Source organism: Streptomyces stelliscabiei (assembly GCF_014873495.1).
Classification (GTDB): Bacteria; Actinomycetota; Actinomycetes; order Streptomycetales; family Streptomycetaceae; genus Streptomyces; species Streptomyces bottropensis.
The window spans coordinates 8,167,528-8,188,981 of the sequence record NZ_JADBGF010000001.1 but is presented as its reverse complement, the minus strand read 5'-3'; the positions used below and the strand labels follow the sequence as shown (position 1 = coordinate 8,188,981).

Genomic DNA, 21,454 nt, shown 5'->3' with positions numbered 1-21,454 from the left:
CCCGCCTTGAGGAGCGACGCGCATGCCGGAGTCCGCCGAATCCTTCGATCCGCTCACGACAAGCCGTGTCGCAATCGATCTCCATCCGTTGCAGACCGGCGTCCCTCTCGCGCGCGTCGAGCCCGTCGGCGGGTTCCTCGGCAGTGCCTCCGGGGCTCCCGCCCTGCGGGCGGCCCCCTGTCGGCGGGCAGAGGGTGCGGGCGGCTGTCTGATGCGGGCGGCCTGACGAGCGTCCGGCGGCGCAGCCCCCGCGTTTCGGGGGGCGGGAACCGCGCGACCAGCCCCCACGCACCCGCACCTCCCTCGCTCCCGCACCCGCACCCGCACCCGCACCCGCACCCGCACCCGCCGAACGACAGGAGCCCCACTTGAGCGTCCGCATCCCCGACCTCGTGCGCGTGCGCGCCCGGCACCCGGAGGCCATCGCCGAGGCGGCGGCGCGCCGCACCCGGCGGCCGCTCGTCGGCGACACCGGCCGTCTGATGATCGTCGCCGCCGACCACCCCGCCCGCGGAGCCCTCCGCGTCGGCGACCGCCCGCTCGCCATGGCCGACCGCGCCGACCTCCTCGAACGCCTCTGCGTCGCGCTGGCCCGCCCGGGGGTCGACGGTGTGCTCGCCACCGCCGACATCCTGGAGGACCTGCTCCTGCTGGGCGCGCTGGAGGGGAAGGTCGTCATGGGCTCCCTGAACCGCGGCGGGCTCGCCGGCTCCTCGTTCGAGATGGACGACCGCTTCACCGGCCACCGCCCGCAGGACCTCGCGCGGCTGCGCTTCGACGCGGGCAAGCTGCTGCTGCGGATCGACCACGACGACCCCGGGTCCCTGCGCACGCTGTACTCCACGGCCCGCGCGGTCGACGAGATGGCGGCCCGCCGACTGCCGCTGTTCGTCGAGCCCTTCCTCTCCCGCCGCGTCGACGGCAGGGTGCGCAACGACCTGGGCGCCGGCGCCGTCACCCGTTCCATCGCCATCGCGGCCGGGCTCGGCGGCACCTCCGCGTACACCTGGCTCAAGCTTCCCGTCACCGACGACCCCGACGCCATGGGCGAGGTCCTGGAGACGTCCACCCTGCCGGCCGTGCTGCTCGGCGGCGAAGTGGGCAGGGATCAGGAGGGCGTCTACGAGAAGTGGCGCAAGGCCCTGCGCCTGCCCACCGTGCAGGGCCTGGTCGCGGGCCGCTCCCTGCTCTACCCGGCCGAGGGCGGCGTGGAGGCCGCGGTCGACACCGCGGTCGGGCTGCTCTGAGCCCGCCCCGCACACCAACCCACCACCACCCCAACCCGTGAGGTCCCGATGTCCCAGTCCCCCACCCGCCGTCTGACCGTCGCCCAGGCGCTGGTGCGGTTCCTGTGCGCGCAGTACACCGAGCGCGACGGGGAGCGCCACCGGCTGATCGCCGGGACCTGGGGCATCTTCGGCCACGGCAATGTCGCGGGGCTCGGCCAGGCGCTGCTGGAGGCCGGTGAGGAGGCGATGCCGTTCCACCAGGGCCGTAACGAGCAGTCCATGGTGCACGCCGCCGTGGGTCACGCCCGCCAGCTGAACCGGCTCTCCGCGCAGGCGGTCACGACCTCCATCGGCCCCGGCGCCACCAACCTGGTCACCGGCGCCGCCCTCGCCACCATCAACCGCCTCCCCGTGCTGCTCCTGCCCGGCGACTACTTCGCGACCCGCACCGCCGACCCGCTGCTCCAGCAGCTGGAGCACCCCACCGAGGCCGATGTCTCGGTCAACGACACGCTGCGCCCGGTCTCCCGCTTCTTCGACCGCGTCACCCGCCCCGAGGCCCTGATCCCGGCCGCCCTGAACGCCGTGCGGGTCCTCGCCGACCCGGCCGACACCGGCGCCGTCACCCTCGCCCTGCCGCAGGACGTCCAGGCGGAGGCGTACGACTGGCCGGAGGAGTTCTTCGCCGAGCGCGTGTGGCGCGTACGGCGTCCCGCGCCCGATCCGGTGGAACTGGCGGAGGCCGCACGGGCCGTCCGTGCCGCGCGGCGGCCGCTGATCGTCGTGGGCGGCGGCGTCCACCACAGCGAGGCCGAGGAGGCGCTGAAGGCGCTCGTCGACGCCACGGGCATCCCGGTCGCGTCCACCCAGGCGGGCAAGGGGTCCCTGCGGTTCGACCACCCGGCCGACCTCGGCGGCATCGGGCACACCGGCACGGCCGTCTGCGACGACATCGCCCGCACCGCCGACCTGGTCATCGGCGTCGGCACCCGCTACACCGACTTCACCACCGCCTCGAACACCCTCTTCCAGACCCCGGACGTCCGCTTCGTCAATCTCAACATCGCCGCGTTCGACGCCCACAAGCTGTCGGCCCGGACGGTCGTCTGCGACGCGCGGGCCGGTCTCACCGCGCTCACCGCGGCACTGGAGGGCCACCGGGTGAGCGAGGCGTACGAGGCGGAGTACCGGGCCGGCAAGGAGCGCTGGGAGCGGGTCGTGGAGGCCGCCTACACCCCGGTCGACGAGCACGCCGCGCCCACCCAGACGCAGGTGCTCGGCGCCCTGGACTCGGTCGTCGGCGACGAGGACGTGATCATCAACGCGGCCGGCTCGCTCCCCGGCGACCTGCACAAGCTGTGGCGGGCCCGCAGCCCCCGCCAGTACCACCTGGAGTACGGCTACTCCTGCATGGGCTACGAGATCCCCGCCGGGATCGGTGTCCAGCAGGCGGCGCCCGGCACGGTCGTCTGGTCGCTGGTCGGGGACGGCACGTATCTGATGATGCCGACGGAGATCGTGACAGCCGTCCAGGAGGGCCTGCCGGTCAATCTGGTCCTCATCCAGAACCACGGGTACGCCTCCATCGGCGGCCTGTCGGAGTCGGTGGGCGGCGAGCGCTTCGGCACCGCCTACCGCTACCGCGCCGCCGACGGCACCTTCTCCGGCGCCCCGCTCCCGGTGGACCTGGCGGCGAACGCGGCCAGCCTCGGCATGGACGTCATCCGCGCCAAGACCGTGCGGGAGCTGCGCGAGGCGCTCGCGACGGCCCGCGCCTCGGACCGGCCCACCTGTGTGTACGTCGAGACCGACCCGGCGCCCACCGCTCCCCCGGCGGAGGCCTGGTGGGACGTCCCGGTCGCGCAGACGGCCTCCCGCCCGGCGGCCGTCGAGGCACGCGCGGCGTACGACCGCGAGGCGGCCGGCCGGCGGCGCCATCTCTGACGGGCCCCGACCGAAGGCCACCGAGGGGCCCGCACACCGGTGCCCTTCGGTGGCCCCCGCTTCCGGTCGGAGCCGCGACCGATCCCGTAGCGGTCTCCCGGCCGATCCCCGGGCCGGCCTCCCGGCCCACCCCGTACCGGTCTCCCAGCCGATCCCCGGGCCGGCCTCCCGGCCCACCCCGTACCGGTCTCCCAGCCGATCCCCGGGCCGGCCTCCCGGCCCACCCCGTACCGGTCTCCCGGCCGATCTCCGTACTGGCCTCCGCCAATCGCCGGACCGACCTCCCGGCCGATCCCCGGGCCGGCCTCCCCGCCACTCTCCCGCCCATGTCAGGACAATGCGATGACAGGGGTTCCTGTCATCCGGACGGACGGCTACTCTCATGGGCGTGACCAGCGCGACCACGGGGAGTACAGGGAGTCTCGGCCTCAGCGTCGACCGGAGCAGCCCGGTGCCGCTGTACTACCAGCTGGCCCGGCAGCTGGAGTCGGCGATCGAGCACGGCGCTCTCGGCCCCGGCAGTCTGCTGGGCAACGAGATCGAGCTCGCGGGCCGGCTCGGTCTGTCCCGCCCGACCGTACGGCAGGCCATCCAGTCGCTCGTCGACAAGGGCCTGCTCGTACGCCGCCGGGGTGTCGGTACGCAGGTGGTGCACAGCCAGGTGAAACGGCCGCTGGAGCTGAGCAGCCTGTACGACGACCTGGAGGCGGCCGGTCAGCAGCCCACGACCAGGGTGCTGCTGAGCGAGGTCCGGCAGGCCTCCGCCGAGGTCGCGGCCGCCCTGGGCATCGCCGAGGGGGCCGAGGTGCACCTCTTCGAGCGGCTGCGCCTGACCCACGGCCAGCCGGTGGCGTACCTGGCCAACTTCGTGCCGGGCGGGCTGCTGGACCTCGCCACCGAGCATCTGGAGTCGACGGGCCTGTACCGGATGATGCGCAACGCCGGCATCACCCTGCACAGCGCCCACCAGAGCGTCGGCGCCCGTATCGCCACCCCCGAGGAGGCCGGACGCCTCGGCGAGCCGGAGGGCGCCGCGCTGCTCACCATGCAGCGCACGGCGTACGACGACACCGGCCGCGCGGTGGAGTACGGCACCCACATCTACCGGGCCTCGCGCTACTCCTTCGACTTCCAGCTCCTCGTCCGCAACTGACCCCCAGCGCAGGGGAGTTCAGGTCCGGGAACGGTCCAAGAACTCCACGCGCCCCCGGTTCAGAGGTTCACCCACGCCCCCGACTCGGCCGAGCGGCTCATCGCGTCCAGCGCGGTGGCGCTGTGCACGGCGTCGGCGAGGGTGGTGCCGTGCGGGGTGTCCTCCGCGATCGAGCGCAGGAAGTTGTACGCCTCCACGACCTTGAGGTCGTCGTAGCCCATGGCGTTGGCCGAGCCCGGCTGGAAGGCGCCGTACGCGCCGTGGCCGGGGCCCACGAAGAGGGTGTGCACGGACTGGTCCTGGTAGGCGTCACCCCTGCTGACGCCCAGCTCGCCCATGCGGCGGAAATCCCAGAAGAGGGCGCCCTCGGTGCCGTGGATCTCGAAGCCGTAGTTGTTCTGCTCGCCGACGGAGACCCGGCAGGCCTCCAGGACGCCCCGGGCGCCGGAGGCGAAGCGGAGGAGGCAGCTGACGTAGTCCTCGTTCTCCACGGGGCCGAGTTCGCCGCCCGAGGCCCGGGTGTGGCCGGCGGTGGCGCCGGTGGGCCGGGCCCGCTCGGGGACGAAGATCGCGGTGTCGGCGGTGAGGGAGGTGATGTCGCCGAGCAGATGACGGGCCAGGTCCACGCCGTGCGAGGCGAGGTCGCCGAGGACGCCGCTGCCGCCGCGTTCCCGCTCGTAGCGCCAGGTCAGGGCGCCCTCGGGGTGGGCGGCGTAGTCGCTGAACAGACGGATGCGAACGTGCGTGACGGTGCCGATCCGGCCGGCGGCGATCAACTCGCGGGCGGTGGAGACGGCGGGCGCGTTGCGGTAGTTGAAGCCCACGGTCCCCTGGACCCCGGCCCGGGCGGCCGCGTCGGCGACGGCGCGGGCGTCGGCGGCGGTGAGCCCGACCGGCTTCTCGATCCAGATGTGCTTGCCGGCCTCGGCCATGGCGACACCGATCTCGCGGTGCAGGAAGTTCGGCGCGGTGATGCTGACCGCCCGGATGCGGGGGTCGGCGGCCACCTCGCGCCAGTCCCGGGCGGTCGAGGCGAACCCGAACTGCCGGGCGGCCTCCTCGGCGCGGCCGGGCACCTCCTCGACGACGGTGACCAGCTCGGGCCGCAGGGACAGCTGCGGAAAGTGATGGATCACGCGGGCGTACGCCTGGGTGTGCACCCGCCCCATCCAGCCGAACCCCACGACGGCGACACCGAGCGCACTCACCATGACTGCCCTTCCTCGACCCTGCCCGGACCTCCTCGCATCGTCTCCGCGACCTGTGGACCGAGCGAGGGGTCGTGCCATGGGCTTGTTCGGTACGCGGCGAGCGTGGTCGACCGCGTTTTGGACCGTTCCAGAACGTACGCCGCTCACCATGCGGGCCTGTCTTCCTGGCTGTCAACCCCTTTGACAAGCGCGCCGCGGCTATGGAACGGTCCACGCCATGAGACCCCCGACCATCCGCGACGTCGCCGAGCGGGCCGGCGTGTCGAAGTCACTGGTCTCCCTGGTGCTGCGCGGCTCCGACCAGGTGCGCCCCGAGAAGCGGGAGGCCGTGCTGACGGCCGTGGACCAGTTGGGCTACCGGCCGAACGCCGCCGCGCGCAGCCTGAGCGAGCGCCGCACCCGCACGGTCGGCGTCCTCCTCAACGACATGCGCAACCCCTGGTTCGTGGAGCTGCTGGACGGCCTCAACTCCCGGCTGCACGACAACGGTCTGCGCATGCTGCTGGCCGACGGCCATCTCAACCGGCGGCTCGGCGAGGACCTCACCCGCACCTTCACGGAGCTGCGGGTCGACGGGTTGATAGCGGTCGGCACCCTGCCGCCGTCCGAGGCCCTGCGCACGGCGGCCGGGCGCATCCCGACCGTGGTGGCGGGCGCCCGGGAGCCCACGCTCCCCCATGTGGACGTCGTCGCGGGCGACGACCAGCTCGGCGCCCGCCTCGCCACCGAGCACCTCCTCGGCCTCGGGCACCGGCGCATCGCGCACATCGCCGGGGAGGGTGTCGTCGGCGCGCTGCGGCGCCGCAGTTTCGAGACGGTGATGCGCGAGCACGGGCTGGGCGACCTGGCGTCCGTCGAGCGGGGCGATCTGACGGAGGAGGGCGGCTACCGCGCCACGGTCCGGCTGCTCGGCGCCCGCGAACGCCCCACCGCCATCGTGGCGTTCAACGACATGGCCTGCGTGGGCGCCCTCTCCGCCGCCGAGGAGATGGGCCTGAAGGTGCCGCGCGACCTCTCCCTCGTGGGCTACGACAACACTTACGTCGCCCGCCTGCGCCACCTCTGGCTCACCACCGTGGACAACGCCAGCCACGACGTCGGCCGGGCCGCCGCCCAGTGCCTCCTGGACCGTATCGCCGACCCGACGCGCGCCGGCAAGGTCGTCCTGACCACGCCGACGCTGGAGGTCCGCGGCACCACGGGCCCGCCGGCCGGCCACTGAGGCGCCGGTCGCCGGTCTCCCGTTCGCCGGGACCGCGCCGTCAGCCCGGCGGTGGCACGCAGTGGTCGTCCGGCGCGACGCTGCGCCAGACGCGCCGCCCGATGTCCCGCAGCTGCCGCTGCTGGGTCCTGGTGAGCGCGTCGAACACCAGGTGCCGCAGGGCGTCGGCGTGCCCCGGCGTGCTGTCGACGACCTTGGCGTGACCGGCCTCGGTGAGCACGGCCAGCGTGTAACGCCCGTCGGAGGGGTCCGGCTCCCGGCGCACCCATCCGCTCCTCTCCAGCCGCTTCACGAGATGGGACAGCCGGGACAGCGACGAACCGACGTGCCTGGCCAGGTCGCTCATCCGCAGGGTGCGTTCCTCGCTCTGGGAGAGCATCGACATCACCAGGTACTCCACGTGGCTGATCCCCGAGTCCTGCTGGAGACGCGTGTCCAGAGCACTCGGCAGTCGGACCATCAGGCCCGCCAGCGCGTGCCAGGTCTCGCTCTCCTCCTCGGTCAGCCCACGCGACTGGTGCGGTGTCTCCCTGGCCTCCATGACGCCCACTCTACGTGCCGCTCCACGTGACCCCCCACGGCATGACTTGACGCTTCAATGACTTGACGCTTCAAGTCACGCGCCCCTACGTTGAGCCCCGCATCCCTTGAACTTTCAATTCACAAGACCTCATGAACCGGACGTGCCCACCGTGAACGTCACCCTCTGGATCATCGCGAGCGTGCTCGCGGCCGCCTTCCTCGCCGCCGGCCTGATGAAGACCACCCAGACCAGGGAGAAGCTGATCGCCTCCGGTATGAACTGGGCCGAGGAGTTCTCCCCGGGCGCGGTCAAGGGCATCGGCGCCGTGGAGGCCCTGGGCGCCCTCGGCCTGATCCTCCCGGCGGCGCTGGACATGGCCCCCGTCCTCGTCCCGCTGGCGGCCACCGGCCTCGCACTCACCATGCTCGGCGCGGTCGGCTTCCATGTCCGGCGCAAGGAGATCAAGGAGAGCGTCCCGAGCCTGGTGCTGCTGATCCTGGCGGCCGTGGTGGCCTGGGGCCGCTTCGGACCGTACGCGTTCTGACCGTCCCGTACCCGTCCCGTACAGCGACGGCGCACTAGGAAGAACGCGCCCCCGCGGCCAGCAGCAGGGCCGCCGTCTCGGGGTGGGGGCCGGCGGTCGCCCAGTCGAGCGGGGTGCGGCCGGTGCCGTGGTCCTCGCGGAGGCCGGGGTCGGCGCCGTGGGCGAGGAGCGCGCGCACCGTGTCGGTGTGCCCCCAGCACGCGGCGCCGCACAGCGGTGTGCCCTCCGTGCCGCGTCCGCTCTCGGTGTCGGGCAGGGCCCCGGCGGCCAGGAGCAGGCGGACGGTGTCGGCGGCGCCGTGGACGGACGCCGCGTACAGGGGCGTCGTCCCCTCGGCGTCGGCCGTCTCGGCGGGCGCTCCGGCACGCAGCAGCGCGTCGACCCCGGCGGTGTCACCGATCATGGCGGCCCACACCAGCCGCCGGGACAGCTTCTTGCGCCGCCGTATGTTCACCGTGCGCTCCCCCTCCTGAGGACATCCCGGGCGTCACCCCATCACACGCCCGTCCGGGAAGCGACCCCGTTTCCGCGCAGGTCCACGGCGGTGAGCGTCGGAGCCGGCGGTCCCGGTACGAGGAAGGCGAGCGGCAGCAGCATCCACGCGCTCAGCGCGGCCGTGGCCACGGCCAGGACGACCGGTCCGCTGCCGCTCGGAGCGCGCACCGCGTCCCGCGCCGCTCGCCGCAGCGCCGCGGGCCGGTCTGCGACATACCCGGGGCGTGCGCAGGCGCACAGGCCGACCGCCGCGGCGCCGATGCCGACGGCGACGGCGACGGCGACGGCGACGGCGACGAGGAGAGCGAAGGCCCGGCCGCCCGGAGTCCGGCGCCCGCGAGGGCCAGGTCGGTGAACGAGAGTCAGGCCGGCGAGGGCCACGAACCCCGCGGCCAGGTCGCCGGGCCGCAGTCGCCGCCGCAGGGCCACGAGGAAGCGGCGGGCCGTGACCGGGCGGGCCTCCCGCGCGCCGTCCGGCGATCGGGCCGTGCGGTCACCAGACGAGTTCGAGGCGCTCCGGGGAGCGGTGGATCAAGGTCGGGCGCATGGTGATGTGGGGGCCGCCCGCGAGGCGGAGGCTCGGCAGGCGGCTGGTCAACAGCTCCAGGGTGAGGCGGAGTTGTTCGCGGGCGAGCTGTGAGCCGGGGCAGGTGTGGGTGCCGAAGCCGAAGGAGAGGTGGCGGCTGCCGGCGGGCCGGGTGATGTCGAAGTCGTCGGGGCGCGGGTGACGCGAGCCGTCCCGGTTGGCACTGCCGAAGGCGAGGAACACCGGTGCCCCGGCGGGGAGTTCGGTGTCGGCGAGGGTGACCGGCCGAGTGGTGACCCGGCGGAAACCCTGCAACGCGGTGTCGTAGCGGGCGGCTTCCTCGATGGCGGCCGGGATGCGTTCCGGCTCGGCGCAGAGCAGCTCCCACTGCCGACGGTCGCGCAGCAGGTGCAGGAGGGTCGTCCCGATGAGGGCGGTCGTGGTCAGATGCCCGGCGATGAGCAGGTTCTGCAGATGGGCGACGACCTGATGACGGTGGTCGAGCGTCAGCTCACCGTCGCCGGGCCCGACGACGGACCTGATGAGTTCGGTGCCCAGGTCCTCGCGGGGGTCGGCGTGTCGGGCCCGCACGAACGCGTCGAGACGGTGGGCCGTGGCGACCACGTCCTCGGCCGCCGCGATCTGTTCGGCCTCCGTCATGGGCCGGAACAGCAGCTGCTCGGCCCGGTGACCGCCGTGGACCAGCGCCGGTACGTCGTCCGGGTCGAACCCGACGAGGCGGCCGATGACCTCCCCGGGGAGGCGGCCCGCGTAGGCGGACATCAGCTCGACCCGCCCGCTCTCGGCGCCCCTGCTCCCCTCGGCGTCCTTGACGAAGCCGTCGATCAGGGCTTCGGCCCGTTCGGCGGCGTACGGGAGGATTGCCGCGACCCTCGCGGGCGACAGGCCCCGCACGATGGGTGCCCGCAGCTCCTGGTGCAGGGTCCCGTCGGCGGTGACGACGACGGGGCGGCCGCCGAAGCCGCCGCCGAGCACGGCCAGTGCGGCGGGCGCGGGCATGACGTCCGGACGCAGCGCGTTCGCCGACGAGAAGTCCTCCGGGCGCCGCAGCACCTCCCGTACGTCGGCGTCCCGCGCGACCAGCCAGGAGTCCAGCTCGGGGACGTACGTCAGCCCCTCCGCCGCCCTGGCCCGCGCGTAGTGCGGATACGGATCCCGTTGCAACTCGTCGAACCTGTCGTGCAGTTCAGCGTCCACGGGAGCACCTTCCGGCCAGGGGCGGGCGTGCGGTCGCGCTCATGGTGCCGTACGGCGGGGCGGCGCGGTAGGGGCTCCGCGCCGGGACGGGCCCGCGGGTCGGGAGGGGTGGGTTCACTCCCGTGCGCCTACGATCGCCCCGTGGTTCTCTTCGTCCTGGAACGCCTCCCACGGCTCCCCGCGGACCGCGCCTGGCAACGTCTCACCGACTGGCCCCGGCACGCCGACGTCGTCCCGCTGACCCGCGTCGCCGTCCGCACGCCTCCCCCGACCGGTGAGGGCACGGTGTTCGTGGCCCGCAGCGGTGTCGGCCCGCTCGCCTTCGACGACCCGATGGAGGTCACGCTCTGGGAGCCGCCGGAGGGGGCGGCCGGCGGGAGGTGCCGGCTGGTCAAGCACGGTTCGTTCGTCACCGGGTGGGCCGAGATCGAGGTCCGTCCGCACGGCGCCGGCGCGTGCCGTGTGGTGTGGCGGGAGGACCTGCGGGTGCGCGGGCTGCCGGGCCTCTTCGACCGCCCGCTGGGGCTGGTGGCACGGTGGATGTTCGGGCGGGCGGTGGACGGACTGCTCGCGTCCCACGGCCGGCGGCCGGGCTGAGCCGACGGCCGGGCTGACCGACGCCTCCGACAAGGCGATCGCCGACCGTTGTCAGGGCCTCTCTCGGTCCCGATGTCCTTGTCAGACCCCCCGGTTACTGTCCCGGAGCATGACCACACACCACCCGCACGCCACCCGGGCGTCCTACGACACGGTCGCCGCCGACTACGAGAGGTTACTGAGGGACGAGTTGGCGAACAGCCCGTTCGAGCGGGCGATGCTGGGCGTGTTCGCCGAGCGGGTGCTGGGCGCCGGGGGCGGCCGCGTGGCGGACCTGGGATGCGGACCCGGCCGGGTCACCGGGCATCTGGCCTCGCTGGGGCTCGACATCTGCGGGATCGACCTCTCGCCGGAGATGATCACCGTGGCCCGCTGGGCCCATCCACGGCTGCGGTTCGACGTGGGCACGATGACCGCGCTCGACTTCGAGGACGGCTCGCTGGCGGGCGCCCTCGCCTGGTACTCGACGGTCCACACCCCGTTGGACGAACTCCCGCCCCTGTTCCGGGAGTTCCATCGCGTTCTCGCGCCCGGCGGCCTCCTCGCGCTGGCGTACAAGGTGGGGGACGAGTCCGTGCACCTCTCGCACGCGTACGGTCACCCCCTCGACCTCGACGTGCACCGGTTCCCGCCCGACCTGGTCGCGCAGCTGCTGACGGACGCCGGGTTCGTGGAGTCCGCCCGGCTCGTGCGGGAGGCGGACGGGCCGGGCACCACGGCGGCCACGCCCCAGGCGTACGTGCTGGCGCGCAGGCCGGGGTGAACCGCCGGGAGGGCTGAGACCGGGCCGGGGCCGGTCAGGACGCGCCCGGGTCGCCGTTCCGGCCGGCGGCCAGGCCGTCGCGGCGGTCGCGGTCGCCGTCGCCCGTGGTGGTGAGGAGGGTGTCGCAGATCTCGCGGAGCTTGTCGGTGGCCTGCTTGGAGAACAGTCCGCAGAGCCCGGCGATGCCGGAGAAGCCGTACGGGTTGGTGGCGCCGGTGCCGGAACTGCCCGCGAACAGGCCGCCGCGCAGCAGGAGATACACGAGCAGGGCGAGGGCCACACCGATGCCGGCCCGCAGGAGGTACCACCACAGCCAGCTCGCGTAGAGCCGCCGGTTGCCGACGTAGGTCGCGAAGGACGTGGCCGCGTGGACGAAGCTGCCGAGCGCGCTGCACACGACCACGGCGAGCAGCATCGCGGCGTCGGCGGTCAGGGACCAGTCCCCTAGGCCGAAGGGCGACCAGCGCGCGGTGACCGTCGGCTCGGCCCCGGGCTCGACCGTCGCCAGTACGGCGGGCCAGAGCGTCACGAGGGCTCCGCAGACGAAGACGACGTCGGCGAGGAGGAAGAGGCCGAGCAGGGTCGTCGAGAGGGTGGACAGCCGCCGTTCGTCGGGGGTGGCGTCGGGTTCAGGGGCGGCGCCGTCGGCGGGGCCGGCCGGGTCTGCGCCAGGGGCTTCGCCCGATCCGGCGCCGGGGTCGTCGTCTCCCGAGTCGGCGCCTGGGTCGTCTCCCGAGTCGCTGCCGGGCTCGCCGTCTTCGGATCCGGTGCCGGGGTCGTCTCCGGGTTCGTCTCCCGAGTGCGCTCCGGAGTCTTCGCCCGAGTCTGCGCCGGAGCCCTCGGCCGCGCCGTCATCGGTGGCGGAGGCCGCGTCGCGGTCGGCGGTGCTCTCGCCCGGGGGCGGGCCGCCGCCGTTCCCGCTCGCGCCTGCGCTGCCGTCGCCCGCGTCCGCGCGCGGCGTGCCGTCCGGGCGCTGGTCCGCGCCCTCGGCCGGGCGCTCCTCGCCGCTCGCCGTACCCAACTGTCCGCCCCCGTAGTGCTGTTGTCGTATCGCAACGGTCCGCCCTGTCGCGCTGGGGGTCAAGTCGCGGCGCGAGTCCGGGGGTTGGGGATTGAGGATTGGGGATTGGGGGTCAGGAGACCCGCAGGCTCGGCAGCCGCGTGACCTCGGGTGAACCGTCGTGGTGGATCGGGGTGTGCGCGCCGGTCAGGGCGACGCCGCTGCCGCCGCGCCGGGCGGCGACGATCTCGGCGGCGATGGACAGGGCCGTCTCCTCCGGGGTGCGGGCCCCGAGGTCGAGGCCGATCGGGGACCTGAGCCGGGCCAACTCCAGCTCTGTCACGCCCACTTGCCGGAGGCGTTCGTTGCGGTCGAGGTGGGTGCGGCGGGAGCCCATCGCGCCGACGTAGGCGACGGGGAGCCGTAGGGCGAGCTGGAGGAGCGGGACGTCGAACTTGGCGTCGTGGGTGAGGACGCACAGGACCGTACGGGCGTCCACGGCCGTACGCTCCAGGTATCGGTGGGGCCAGTCGACGACGATCTCGTCCGCCTGCGGGAAGCGGTCACGGGTCGCGAAGACGGGACGGGCATCGCAGACGGTGACGTGATGGCCGAGGAACTTGCCGACACGGACCAGCGCCGACGCGAAGTCGATCGCGCCGAAGACGATCATCCGGGGCGGTGGGACGGACGACTCGACGAGGACCGTGAGCGGTGCTCCGCACCGTGAGCCCTGCTCTCCGATCTCCAGGGTGCCCGTGCGGCCGGCGTCGAGGAAGGCGCGGGCCTCGGCGGCGACGGTGCGGTCCAGTTCGGGATGGGCGCCGTAGCCGCCGTCGTACGCGCCGTCCGGGCGGACCAGCAGGGCGCGGCCCCGCAGGTCCGCCGGGCCGGAGACGATCCGGGCCAGCGCCGCCGCCTCCCCGCTCGTGGCGGCGGAGAGCGCGGCGGCGACGACCGGGCGGACCGGGTCGCAGGCCCGCACCGGTGTGACGAGGATGTCGATGACGCCGCCGCAGGTCAGACCGACCGCGAAGGCGTCCTCGTCGCTGTAGCCGAAGCGTTCGAGCACCGGTTCGCCGTCCGCCAGCGCCTGTCGGCACAGCTCGTAGACGGCGCCCTCCACGCAACCGCCGGAGACCGAGCCGATCGCGGTGCCCTCGGCGTCCACCGCGAGGGCGGCTCCCGGCTGCCGGGGGGCGCTGCCGCCGACGGCCACCACGGTGGCCACGGCGAAGTCGCGCCCGTGCTCGACCCACCGGTGCAGTTCTTCGGCGATGTCCAGCATGTTCGGTCTCCTTGAAGCGACGGGTGTGCGGACGGTACTCGGCGCCGGGCGTCTAGTGCACGCCCAGCCAGCTCTCGATCGGGTCGAGGGCGAAGAAGACGAGGAAGACCGCGGTCAGGCCCCACATGAACGCGCCGATCTCCCGCGCCCGGCCCTGGGCCAGCTTGATGGCGACGTAGGAGACGACTCCGGCGGCGACGCCCGCGGTGATGGAGTACGTGAACGGCATGATCACGACGGTCAGGAAGACCGGGATCGCGGTGGCGCGGTCGGACCAGTCGACGTGCCGGGCGTTCATCATCATCATGGCGCCGATGACGACGAGCGCGGCGGCCGCGACCTCGCCGGGCACGATCGCCGTGAGCGGGGTGAAGAACAGGCAGGCCGCGAAGAACAGGCCGGTGACGACGGAGGAGAGCCCCGTGCGGGCGCCCTCGCCGACGCCGGTCGCCGACTCGACGAACACGGTCTGGCCCGAGCCGCCGACCACGCCGCCGATCGCGCCGCCGGCGCCGTCGACGAACAGTGCCTTGGACAGCCCCGGCATCCGGCCCTTGTCGTCGGCCAGCCCCGCCTCGGTCCCCACGCCGATGATGGTGGCCATGGCGTCGAAGAACCCGGCGAGCACGAGCGTGAAGACGATCATGCCGACCGTCATCGCGCCGACGTCGCCCCAGCCGCCGAACTCGACGTGCCCGAGGAGCGAGAAGTCCGGCATCGAGACCGCGGCACCGTGCAACTCCGGTGCGCCACTGGCCCATTGCTTCGGGTCGACGACGTCGAGGGCGTTGAGGGCGACGGCGAGGACCGTGCCGCCGACGATGCCGAGCAGGATCGCCCCGGGGACGCCGCGGGCCTGGAGCATGAAGATCGCGAGGAGGGTGACCGCGAAGAGGAGGACCGGCCAGCCGGCGAGTTCGCCGGTCGGGCCGAGGCTGACCGGGGTCGCCCTGCCCTGGTGCACGAAGCCGGCCTTGTAGAAGCCGATCAGGGCGACGAAGAGGCCGATACCCATGGTGATGGCGTGCTTCAGCGCGAGCGGGATGGCGTTCATGATCAGCTCCCGGAGGCCGGTGACGACCAGGAGCATGATGATCACGCCGTAGATCACGCACATGCCCATCGCCTGCGGCCAGGTCATCCGGGGGACGACCTGCGAGGCGATGACACCGGAGACGGAGAGGCCGGCGGCGAGGGCGAGCGGCACCCGGCCGACGAAGCCCATGAGGAGTGTGGTGACGGCCGCCGCGAGCGCGGTCGCCGTGATCAGGGCCTTCTGGCCGAGGGTGGCGCCCGTGGCGTCCGGGCCGGACAGGATGAGCGGGTTGAGCAGGAGGATGTACGCCATCGCCATGAAGGTGGTGACGCCGCCGCGGATCTCTCGGGGGACGGTGGAGCCTCGGTGGGTGATGTGGAAGTACCGGTCGAGACGGGACCGGCCGGCCGGGTCGACGGCGCCTTCGGCGGCCGTCCTCGGCTTCAGCGACTGTTGGGTCATGGGGCCTACTCCCAAGGTTCACAGGGGCACCCGGCCGTCGCACCGGGCTTCGGCGGGATTTGGGAAGTGCCCGACCCGGGGGACGGCCCGAGACGAACGGGGTGGGTGCTGGTGGGGTGCGTTGTCGGGTGCGGGTCCGGTGGGGCTTCTCGCGCAGTTCCCCGCGCCCCGGAAGAGCAGGGGCTGCGCCCCGTGCTTTTCAGGCCCGTCAGGGCCTGTGCTCTTAGGGGCGCCGGGGAACTGCGCGACCAGCCCCCACCCACCCGCACCCGCCGACGAACCGAACCGCCCGAGCCCCTACGCGCCCGGCGGCCACGGACTACGCCGTACCGGTCAGATGCTCCGGCCGTACCGGCGTCCGGTTCAGTTCCAACCCCGTCGCCGCCCGGATCGCCGCCAGCACGGCCGGGGTCGACGACAGCGTCGGCGCCTCTCCGACCCCACGCAACCCGTACGGCGCGTGGTCGTCGGCGAGTTCGAGCACGTCGACGGGGATGGTCGGCGTGTCGAGGATCGTGGGGATGAGGTAGTCCGTGAAGGACGGGTTACGGACCTTCGCGGTCTTCGGGTCGACGACGATCTCCTCCATCACCGCGATGCCGAGACCCTGGGTCGTACCGCCCTGGATCTGGCCCACCACGGAGAGCGGGTTGAGCGCCTTGCCGACGTCCTGGGCGCAGGCCAGCTCGACGACCTTGACCATGCCCAGCTCGGTGTCGACCTCGACGACCGCGCGGTGTGCGGCGAAGGAGTACTGCACGTGCCCGAACCCCTGCCCCGTCCGCAGGTCGAAGGGTTCGGTCGGCCGGTGCCGCCACTCCGCCTCGACCTCGACGGCCTCGTCCCCGAGGACGTCCACCAGGTCGGCCAGCACCTCACCGGCGTCGGTGACGACCTTGCCGCCCTCCAGGAGGAGTTCGGCGGTGGCCCAGGCCGGGTGGTACGTGCCGAACCTGCGCCGGCCCAGCTCCAGCACCTTCTCCCGGACCAGCTCACAGCTGTTCTTCACCGCGCCGCCCGTGACGTACGTCTGCCGGGACGCGGAGGTCGAGCCGGCCGAACCCACCCGCGTGTCCGCCGGGTTGATGGTCACCTGCGTGACGCCCAGCTCGGTGCGGGTGATCTGCGCGTGGACGGTGATGCCGCCCTGGCCTACCTCCGCCATGGCCGTGTGGACGGTGGCGACGGGCTCGCCGCCCACCACCTCCATACGGACGCGGGCGGTCGAGTAGTCGTCGAAGCCCTCGGAGAAGCCGACGTTCTTGATGCCGACCGCGTAGCCGACGCCCCGCACGACGCCCTCTCCGTGCGTGGTGTTGGACAGGCCGCCCGGCAGCTGCCGTACGTCGGCCGCCTCGCCCGCCGCGAGCCACTGGCGCTCCGGCGGCAGAGGCATCGCCTTGACGCGGCGCAGGAGTTCGGCGACCGGGGCCGGGGAGTCGACGGCCTGGCCGGTCGGCAGGAGGGTGCCCTGCTCCATGGCGTTGATCTGCCGGAGCTCCACCGGGTCCATGCCGAGCTTCGCCGCCAGCTTGTCCATCTGCGCCTCGTAGGCGAAGCACGCCTGGACCGCGCCGAAGCCGCGCATGGCGCCGCAGGGCGGGTTGTTGGTGTAGAGGGCGAGGGCCTCGATCTCGACGTCCTCGATGACGTACGGGCCCGCGCCGAGCGAGGCGGCGTTGCCGACGACGGCCGGGGAGGAGGACGCGTACGCGCCGCCGTCCAGGACGATGCGGGCCTTGAGGTGAGTGAGCCTGCCGTCCTTCGTGGCCCCGTGCTCGTAGTGGAGCTTCGCGGGGTGGCGGTGGACATGGCCGAAGAAGGACTCGAAGCGGTTGTAAACGATCTTGACCGGTTTGCCGGTGCGCAGCGCGAGCAGGCAGGCGTGGATCTGCATCGACAGGTCCTCGCGGCCACCGAAGGCGCCGCCGACTCCGGCCAGGGTCATCCGTACCTTGTCCTCGGGCAGGCCGAGGACGGGCGCGATCTGGCCCAGGTCGGCGTGCAGCCACTGGGTGGCGACGTAGAGGTCGACGCCGCCGTCCTCCGCGGGCACGGCGAGCCCGGACTCCGGTCCGAGGAAGGCCTGGTCCTGCATGCCGAAGACGTACTCGCCCTCGACGATCACATCGGCGCGCTCACGGGCCGCCGCCACGTCGCCGCGGACGATCGGCTGGCGGTGGACGATGTTCGGGTGAGCGACATGGCCGCTGTGGTGGTCGTCGCGGCCCTCGTGGATGAGGAGCGCGTCCGCCGCGGTCGCCGAGGCCTCGTCGGTGATGACCGGAAGTTCCCGGTACTCCACCTTGATCTTGGCGGCGGCGCGGCGGGCGGTCTCCGGGTGGTCGGCTGCGACGATCGCGACGGGCTCGCCGTGGTGGCGGACCTTGCCGTGGGCGAGGACGGGGGTGTCCCGGATCTCCAGGCCGTAGTTGCGCACCTCGGTCGGCAGGTCGTCGTACGTCATGACGGCGTGGACACCGGGTGTGGCGAGGGCCTCGGCCGTGTCGATGGAGACGATCTCGGCGTGGGCGAGGGTGGAGCGCAGGACCTGGCCCCAGAGCATGTCCTCGTGCCACATGTCGGACGAGTACGCGAACTCACCGGTGACCTTGAGGGTGCCGTCCGGGCGCAGCGTGGACTCGCCGATGCCGCCCTTGGTGCGGGAGCCCTGGGTGATGTTGGTGGGCAGGCCGGTGGTTCCCATGTTCAGACCCCTTCGGACTGCCGGGCGGCCGCGAGGCGGACCGCGTCCATGATCGTCTCGTAGCCGGTGCAGCGGCACAGGTTGCCCGACAGTGCCTCGCGGATGTCCGCGTCGCTCGGGTCGGGAGTGCGTTCCAGCATCTCGTCGGCGGCGACGAGCAGCCCCGGCGTGCAGAAGCCGCACTGGACGGCGCCGGCGTCGATGAACGCCTGCTGGATCGGGGAGAGCGTCGCACGCGGAGGTACGCCGCCCCCTTCGCCGGCCTGTGAGTCGGCCCCTCGGGCGGCCCACTGCCTGGCCGTGTCGAGCGAAGTCCCGCCCGCACCAGGCGTACCACACGCACCCGACGCGCAACCACCGCGCTCCGCCCGCTGCCTGGCGAAGTCCGCCAGCCCCTCGACGGTGACGACCTCGCGGCCCTCCACCTGTCCTGCCGCGACCAGACACGCGCACACGGGCACCCCGTCCAGCCGGACGGTGCACGACCCGCACTCGCCCTGTTCACAGGCGTTCTTGGAGCCCGGAAGTCCCATCCTCTCCCTCAGCACGTACAGCAGGGACTCGCCCTCCCACACGTCGTCGGCTTCCTGCGGACGGCCGTTGACCGTGAAATTGACGCGCATCACGCAGCTCCCTCGGTGGCGGCGGTGCCGCGGTACGACTCCCAGGTCCACATCAACGTGCGGCGGGCCATGACGCCGACCGCGTGGCGGCGGTAGCTCGCGGTGCCGCGGACGTCGTCGATCGGGTTGCACGCGCCGGCACACAGGTCGGCGAACTGCTTGGCGACCGACGGGGTGATGATCCGGCCGTTGTCCCAGAAGCCGCCCTCGTCGAGCGCCGCGTTCAGGAACTCCTCGGCGGCCTTGGCCCGGACGGGGGTCGGCGCGGCCGAGCCGATGCCGGTCCGCACGGTCCGCGACGACGGGTGGAGGGCGAGCCCGAAGGCGCACACGGCGATGACCATCGCGTTGCGGGTGCCGACCTTCGAGTACTGCTGCGGGCCGTCCGCCCTGTCGATGCGTACCGCGCGGATCAGCTCGTCCGGGGCGAGGGCGTTGCGCTTCACGCCGGTGTAGAAGTCGTCGATGGGGATGAGCCGGGTGCCGCGTACGGACTCGGCCTCGACCTGGGCGCCCGCCGCGAGCAGGGCCGGGTGGGCGTCGCCGGCCGGGGAGGCGGTGCCGAGGTTGCCGCCGACGCCGCCGCGGTTACGGATCTGGGGGGAGGCGACCGTGTGCGAGGCCAGGGCGAGGCCGGGCAGCTCGGTACGGAGGTTCTCCATGATCCGGGTGTAGGGGACGGACGCGCCCAGGCGGACCGTGTCCTCGCCGACCTCCCACTCGGAGAGTTCGCCGATGCGGTTCAGGTCGAGCAGATGCCCGGGCCGGCGGTGGTCGAAGTTGATCTCGACCATCACGTCGGTGCCGCCTGCGATCGGCACAGCGGTGGGGTGCTCGGCCTTCGCGGCGAGCGCCTCCTCCCAGCTGGCGGGGCGAAGGAAGTCCATGTGACCGGCTCTCTTCTTCGTCTGTGTCGTCTTTTGAGCCAGATCATCGTGTGCGGCGGGCCCGGCTCGTCCATGGGCTGTTCACGTGTCTTGGGTCTCAGTACACAGCGCCCGCCCGACCCCGGTCAGTCACGGAAAACATGAAGGAGTTGGCTGGCCAAGGGGCGCATCTTGTAGATTCGTATGAACGGAGGCCCTCGGCAACCTCTTCGTTTTCGGCTGGAAACACCCCGCACACACACGGGGCCCCGGCCTCCACGACCACCCTCCCGCGGAAGCCTCGGGCACGCTTCCCGGGCGAACCGAACGTTGTTTTCTAGACAAGAACGGTGGCGACGAGAATGCGGCTGCGCGCACTGCTGGACACCGACGCGCTGGGTCTGCGGCTGCTCGGCGGCGGGGACGAGTTGGACCGCACCGTGCGCGGTGTGATGACCACCGACCTCAGGGACCCCAGCCGCTACCTCTCCGGCGGCGAGCTGGTGCTCACGGGCCTGGCCTGGCGCCGGGACGCCGCCGACTCCGAGCCCTTCGTACGGCTCCTGGCAGGGGCCGGGGTCACCGCGTTGGCGGCCGGGGAGGCGGAGCTGGGCGACATCCCGGAGGACCTGGTCGTGGCCTGCGCCCGGCACCGGCTCCCGCTCTTCGCGGTGAACGAGTCGGTGGCCTTCGCGACGATCACCGAGCACGTCGTACGGCAGGTCTCCGGCGAGCGGGCCGGAGACCTGGCGGCCGTGGTGGACCGCCACCGCCGGATGATGACCTCCGGCCCGGCGGGCGGCGGCCCGGACGTGGTTCTGGACCTGCTCGGCTCGGATCTGGACCTGCGCGCCTGGGTGCTCTCCCCCGCCGGCCGGCTCGTCGCGGGCCCCGAGGACGCCGGGCCCGCCCTGCCCGCCGAACTGCGCGCGCGGCTGGCCGCCGAGCACCTGGCGGCGACCCGCACGGGACGGCGAGGACCGCACCGCGTGATCGTCGGCACCACCACGTACTCGCTCTTCCCGATCGGCGGCGCGGGCCGCGGCACGGATCCCCTCGCGCGGGACGTGCGCGCGACCGTGCTGTCCGAGTGGCTCCTCGCGGTCGAGGCGGACGCCGGGGACTGGCCCGCCGAACGGCTCGACCTGCTGCAGGGCGTCACCCAGCTGATCGCGGTCGAGCGCGACCGGCGCGACGCGGCCCGCACGGTACGGCGAAGACTCGCCCAGGAGGTCCTGGAACTGGTGCAGGCGGGGGCGGCCCCGGCCGAGATCGCGGCCCGGCTGCGGGTGGCCGCGCCGGTGCTGCTGCCCGGCCTCGGGTCGGCGCCGCACTGGCAGATCGTCGTGGCCCGGGTCGAGTGGGACGGCGACGAGAGCGACAGCGGTCCGGTCACCCAGGCGCTTCTGGAGGAGATCCTCGTCGATCCCCTGGCGACGGGCCCGGAGCCCTCGGACCGGATCGCCGTAGCCCACACGGGTGAGGAGGCCATCGCCCTCGTCCCCCTCCCGGCGGTCTCCTCGGGGCCCGACGGTCCGGAGCCCGGCATCCACGCCGACACGCTCCTCACCGCCGTACGGGACCCGCTGACCGCCGGGCTCGACGACGACGGACGGCTCACCCTCGGTGTCAGCGCCGCCGTGCACTCGGCGGAGGGCCTGCGCGGCGCGCTGGAGGAGGCCCGGCACGCCCGCCGGGTGGCGGCCGCCCGTTCCGGCCGGGTGTGCGCGGCGGGCCATCAGGAACTGGCCTCGCACGTGCTGCTCCTGCCCTTCGTCCCCGACGACGTGCGCCGCGCCTTCACGGCCCGGCTCCTGGACCCCCTGCGCGACTACGACCGCCGGCACCGCGCCGAGCTGATCCCCACCCTGGAGGCGTTCCTGGAGTGCGACGGCTCCTGGACGCGCTGCGCCGCCCGGCTCCACCTGCACGTCAACACGCTGCGCTACCGGGTGGGCCGCATCGAGCAGTTGACGAGCCGGGACCTCTCCCGGCTGGAGGACAAGCTGGACTTCTTCCTGGCCCTGCGCATGAGCTGAGGTCATGG

19 protein-coding genes are annotated in these 21,454 nt (G+C 73.3%); 8 read left to right on the top strand and 11 right to left on the bottom strand.

What is annotated here, in order from left to right; all coding sequences use genetic code 11:
• The first annotated feature begins 368 nt into the window (after window positions 1-368).
• The 3 genes from H4687_RS36015 to H4687_RS36005 all read left to right on the top strand — a co-directional run bounded on the left by H4687_RS36015 (window position 369) and on the right by H4687_RS36005 (window position 4,326).
• Window positions 369-1,247 carry a Cgl0159 family (beta/alpha)8-fold protein gene (locus H4687_RS36015; protein WP_050399331.1) on the top strand — a complete coding sequence of 293 codons (879 nt, stop codon included), beginning with the start codon at window positions 369-371 and terminating at the stop codon, window positions 1,245-1,247.
• Window positions 1,248-1,295: 48 nt separating this feature from the next.
• A complete protein-coding gene (gene iolD / locus H4687_RS36010) occupies window positions 1,296-3,173 on the top strand; it encodes a 3D-(3,5/4)-trihydroxycyclohexane-1,2-dione acylhydrolase (decyclizing) (RefSeq protein WP_050399330.1) in 1,878 nt (625 codons plus the stop codon).
• 382 nt (window positions 3,174-3,555) lie between these two features.
• Window positions 3,556-4,326, top strand: coding sequence for a GntR family transcriptional regulator (locus tag H4687_RS36005; protein ID WP_046918498.1), 771 nt, complete (start codon window positions 3,556-3,558; stop codon window positions 4,324-4,326).
• A 59-nt stretch (window positions 4,327-4,385) separates the two neighbouring features.
• Here H4687_RS36005 and H4687_RS36000 read toward each other — a convergent pair whose 3' ends face one another.
• Complete coding sequence (locus H4687_RS36000; RefSeq protein WP_046918497.1) at window positions 4,386-5,537, bottom strand: Gfo/Idh/MocA family protein; 1,152 nt, start codon at window positions 5,535-5,537, stop codon at window positions 4,386-4,388.
• A 217-nt stretch (window positions 5,538-5,754) separates the two neighbouring features.
• Here H4687_RS36000 and H4687_RS35995 point away from each other — a divergent pair, with 217 nt between their 5' ends.
• On the top strand, window positions 5,755-6,759 hold the full coding sequence (locus tag H4687_RS35995; protein WP_046918496.1) for a LacI family DNA-binding transcriptional regulator: 1,005 nt from the start codon (window positions 5,755-5,757) through the stop codon (window positions 6,757-6,759).
• A 40-nt stretch (window positions 6,760-6,799) separates the two neighbouring features.
• On the opposite strand, the gene H4687_RS35990 is transcribed toward H4687_RS35995, so the two are convergent.
• The gene (locus H4687_RS35990) at window positions 6,800-7,309 is read right to left on the bottom strand and encodes a MarR family winged helix-turn-helix transcriptional regulator (RefSeq protein ID WP_046918495.1); all 510 of its coding nucleotides are present in this window, start codon (window positions 7,307-7,309) and stop codon (window positions 6,800-6,802) included.
• Window positions 7,310-7,451: 142 nt separating this feature from the next.
• Between H4687_RS35990 and H4687_RS35985 the strand changes: the two genes are divergently transcribed.
• Window positions 7,452-7,826: a DoxX family protein gene (locus tag H4687_RS35985; protein WP_046918501.1), complete on the top strand. Its 375-nt coding sequence runs from the start codon at window positions 7,452-7,454 to the stop codon at window positions 7,824-7,826.
• Window positions 7,827-7,860: 34 nt separating this feature from the next.
• On the opposite strand, the gene H4687_RS35980 is transcribed toward H4687_RS35985, so the two are convergent.
• From H4687_RS35980 to H4687_RS35970, 3 genes are all read right to left on the bottom strand, one after another.
• Entirely contained in the window at window positions 7,861-8,280 is a 420-nt protein-coding gene (locus H4687_RS35980) for an ankyrin repeat domain-containing protein (protein WP_046918494.1), read from the bottom strand.
• Window positions 8,281-8,321: 41 nt separating this feature from the next.
• The gene (locus H4687_RS35975) at window positions 8,322-8,750 is read right to left on the bottom strand and encodes a hypothetical protein (protein ID WP_192781759.1); all 429 of its coding nucleotides are present in this window, start codon (window positions 8,748-8,750) and stop codon (window positions 8,322-8,324) included.
• 64 nt (window positions 8,751-8,814) lie between these two features.
• Window positions 8,815-10,065, bottom strand: a complete 1,251-nt coding sequence (locus H4687_RS35970) for a cytochrome P450 (RefSeq protein WP_046918493.1) — start codon at window positions 10,063-10,065, stop codon at window positions 8,815-8,817.
• A 141-nt stretch (window positions 10,066-10,206) separates the two neighbouring features.
• Here H4687_RS35970 and H4687_RS35965 point away from each other — a divergent pair, with 141 nt between their 5' ends.
• Both H4687_RS35965 and H4687_RS35960 read left to right on the top strand, forming a co-directional pair.
• Window positions 10,207-10,662, top strand: coding sequence for an SRPBCC family protein (locus tag H4687_RS35965; protein WP_046915857.1), 456 nt, complete (start codon window positions 10,207-10,209; stop codon window positions 10,660-10,662).
• A 109-nt stretch (window positions 10,663-10,771) separates the two neighbouring features.
• Complete coding sequence (locus H4687_RS35960) at window positions 10,772-11,425, top strand: class I SAM-dependent DNA methyltransferase (RefSeq protein ID WP_046915858.1); 654 nt, start codon at window positions 10,772-10,774, stop codon at window positions 11,423-11,425.
• A 34-nt stretch (window positions 11,426-11,459) separates the two neighbouring features.
• Here the strand turns inward: H4687_RS35960 and H4687_RS35955 are convergent, their stop codons facing one another.
• The 6 genes from H4687_RS35955 to H4687_RS35930 form a co-directional block, all read right to left on the bottom strand.
• Entirely contained in the window at window positions 11,460-12,446 is a 987-nt protein-coding gene (locus tag H4687_RS35955; RefSeq protein WP_046915859.1) for an ICP22 family protein, read from the bottom strand.
• A 112-nt stretch (window positions 12,447-12,558) separates the two neighbouring features.
• Window positions 12,559-13,713: an XdhC family protein gene (locus H4687_RS35950; protein ID WP_046915860.1), complete on the bottom strand. Its 1,155-nt coding sequence runs from the start codon at window positions 13,711-13,713 to the stop codon at window positions 12,559-12,561.
• 52 nt (window positions 13,714-13,765) lie between these two features.
• Entirely contained in the window at window positions 13,766-15,211 is a 1,446-nt protein-coding gene (locus H4687_RS35945) for an NCS2 family permease (protein ID WP_046915861.1), read from the bottom strand.
• 319 nt (window positions 15,212-15,530) lie between these two features.
• The gene (locus H4687_RS35940; RefSeq protein WP_046918713.1) at window positions 15,531-17,918 is read right to left on the bottom strand and encodes a xanthine dehydrogenase family protein molybdopterin-binding subunit; all 2,388 of its coding nucleotides are present in this window, start codon (window positions 17,916-17,918) and stop codon (window positions 15,531-15,533) included.
• Between the two features lie 2 nt (window positions 17,919-17,920).
• On the bottom strand, window positions 17,921-18,541 hold the full coding sequence (locus tag H4687_RS35935) for a (2Fe-2S)-binding protein (RefSeq protein WP_046918712.1): 621 nt from the start codon (window positions 18,539-18,541) through the stop codon (window positions 17,921-17,923).
• On the bottom strand, window positions 18,541-19,428 hold the full coding sequence (locus H4687_RS35930) for an FAD binding domain-containing protein (RefSeq protein ID WP_046918711.1): 888 nt from the start codon (window positions 19,426-19,428) through the stop codon (window positions 18,541-18,543). The genes H4687_RS35935 and H4687_RS35930 overlap by 1 nt, the downstream gene beginning before the upstream one ends.
• A gap of 341 nt (window positions 19,429-19,769) precedes the next feature.
• On the opposite strand from H4687_RS35930, the gene H4687_RS35925 reads away from it, so the two are divergent.
• Window positions 19,770-21,446 (top strand): PucR family transcriptional regulator, encoded by a 1,677-nt coding sequence (locus H4687_RS35925; RefSeq protein WP_046918710.1) that lies wholly within the window; start codon window positions 19,770-19,772, stop codon window positions 21,444-21,446.
• The last annotated feature ends 8 nt before the right edge of the window (window positions 21,447-21,454 follow it).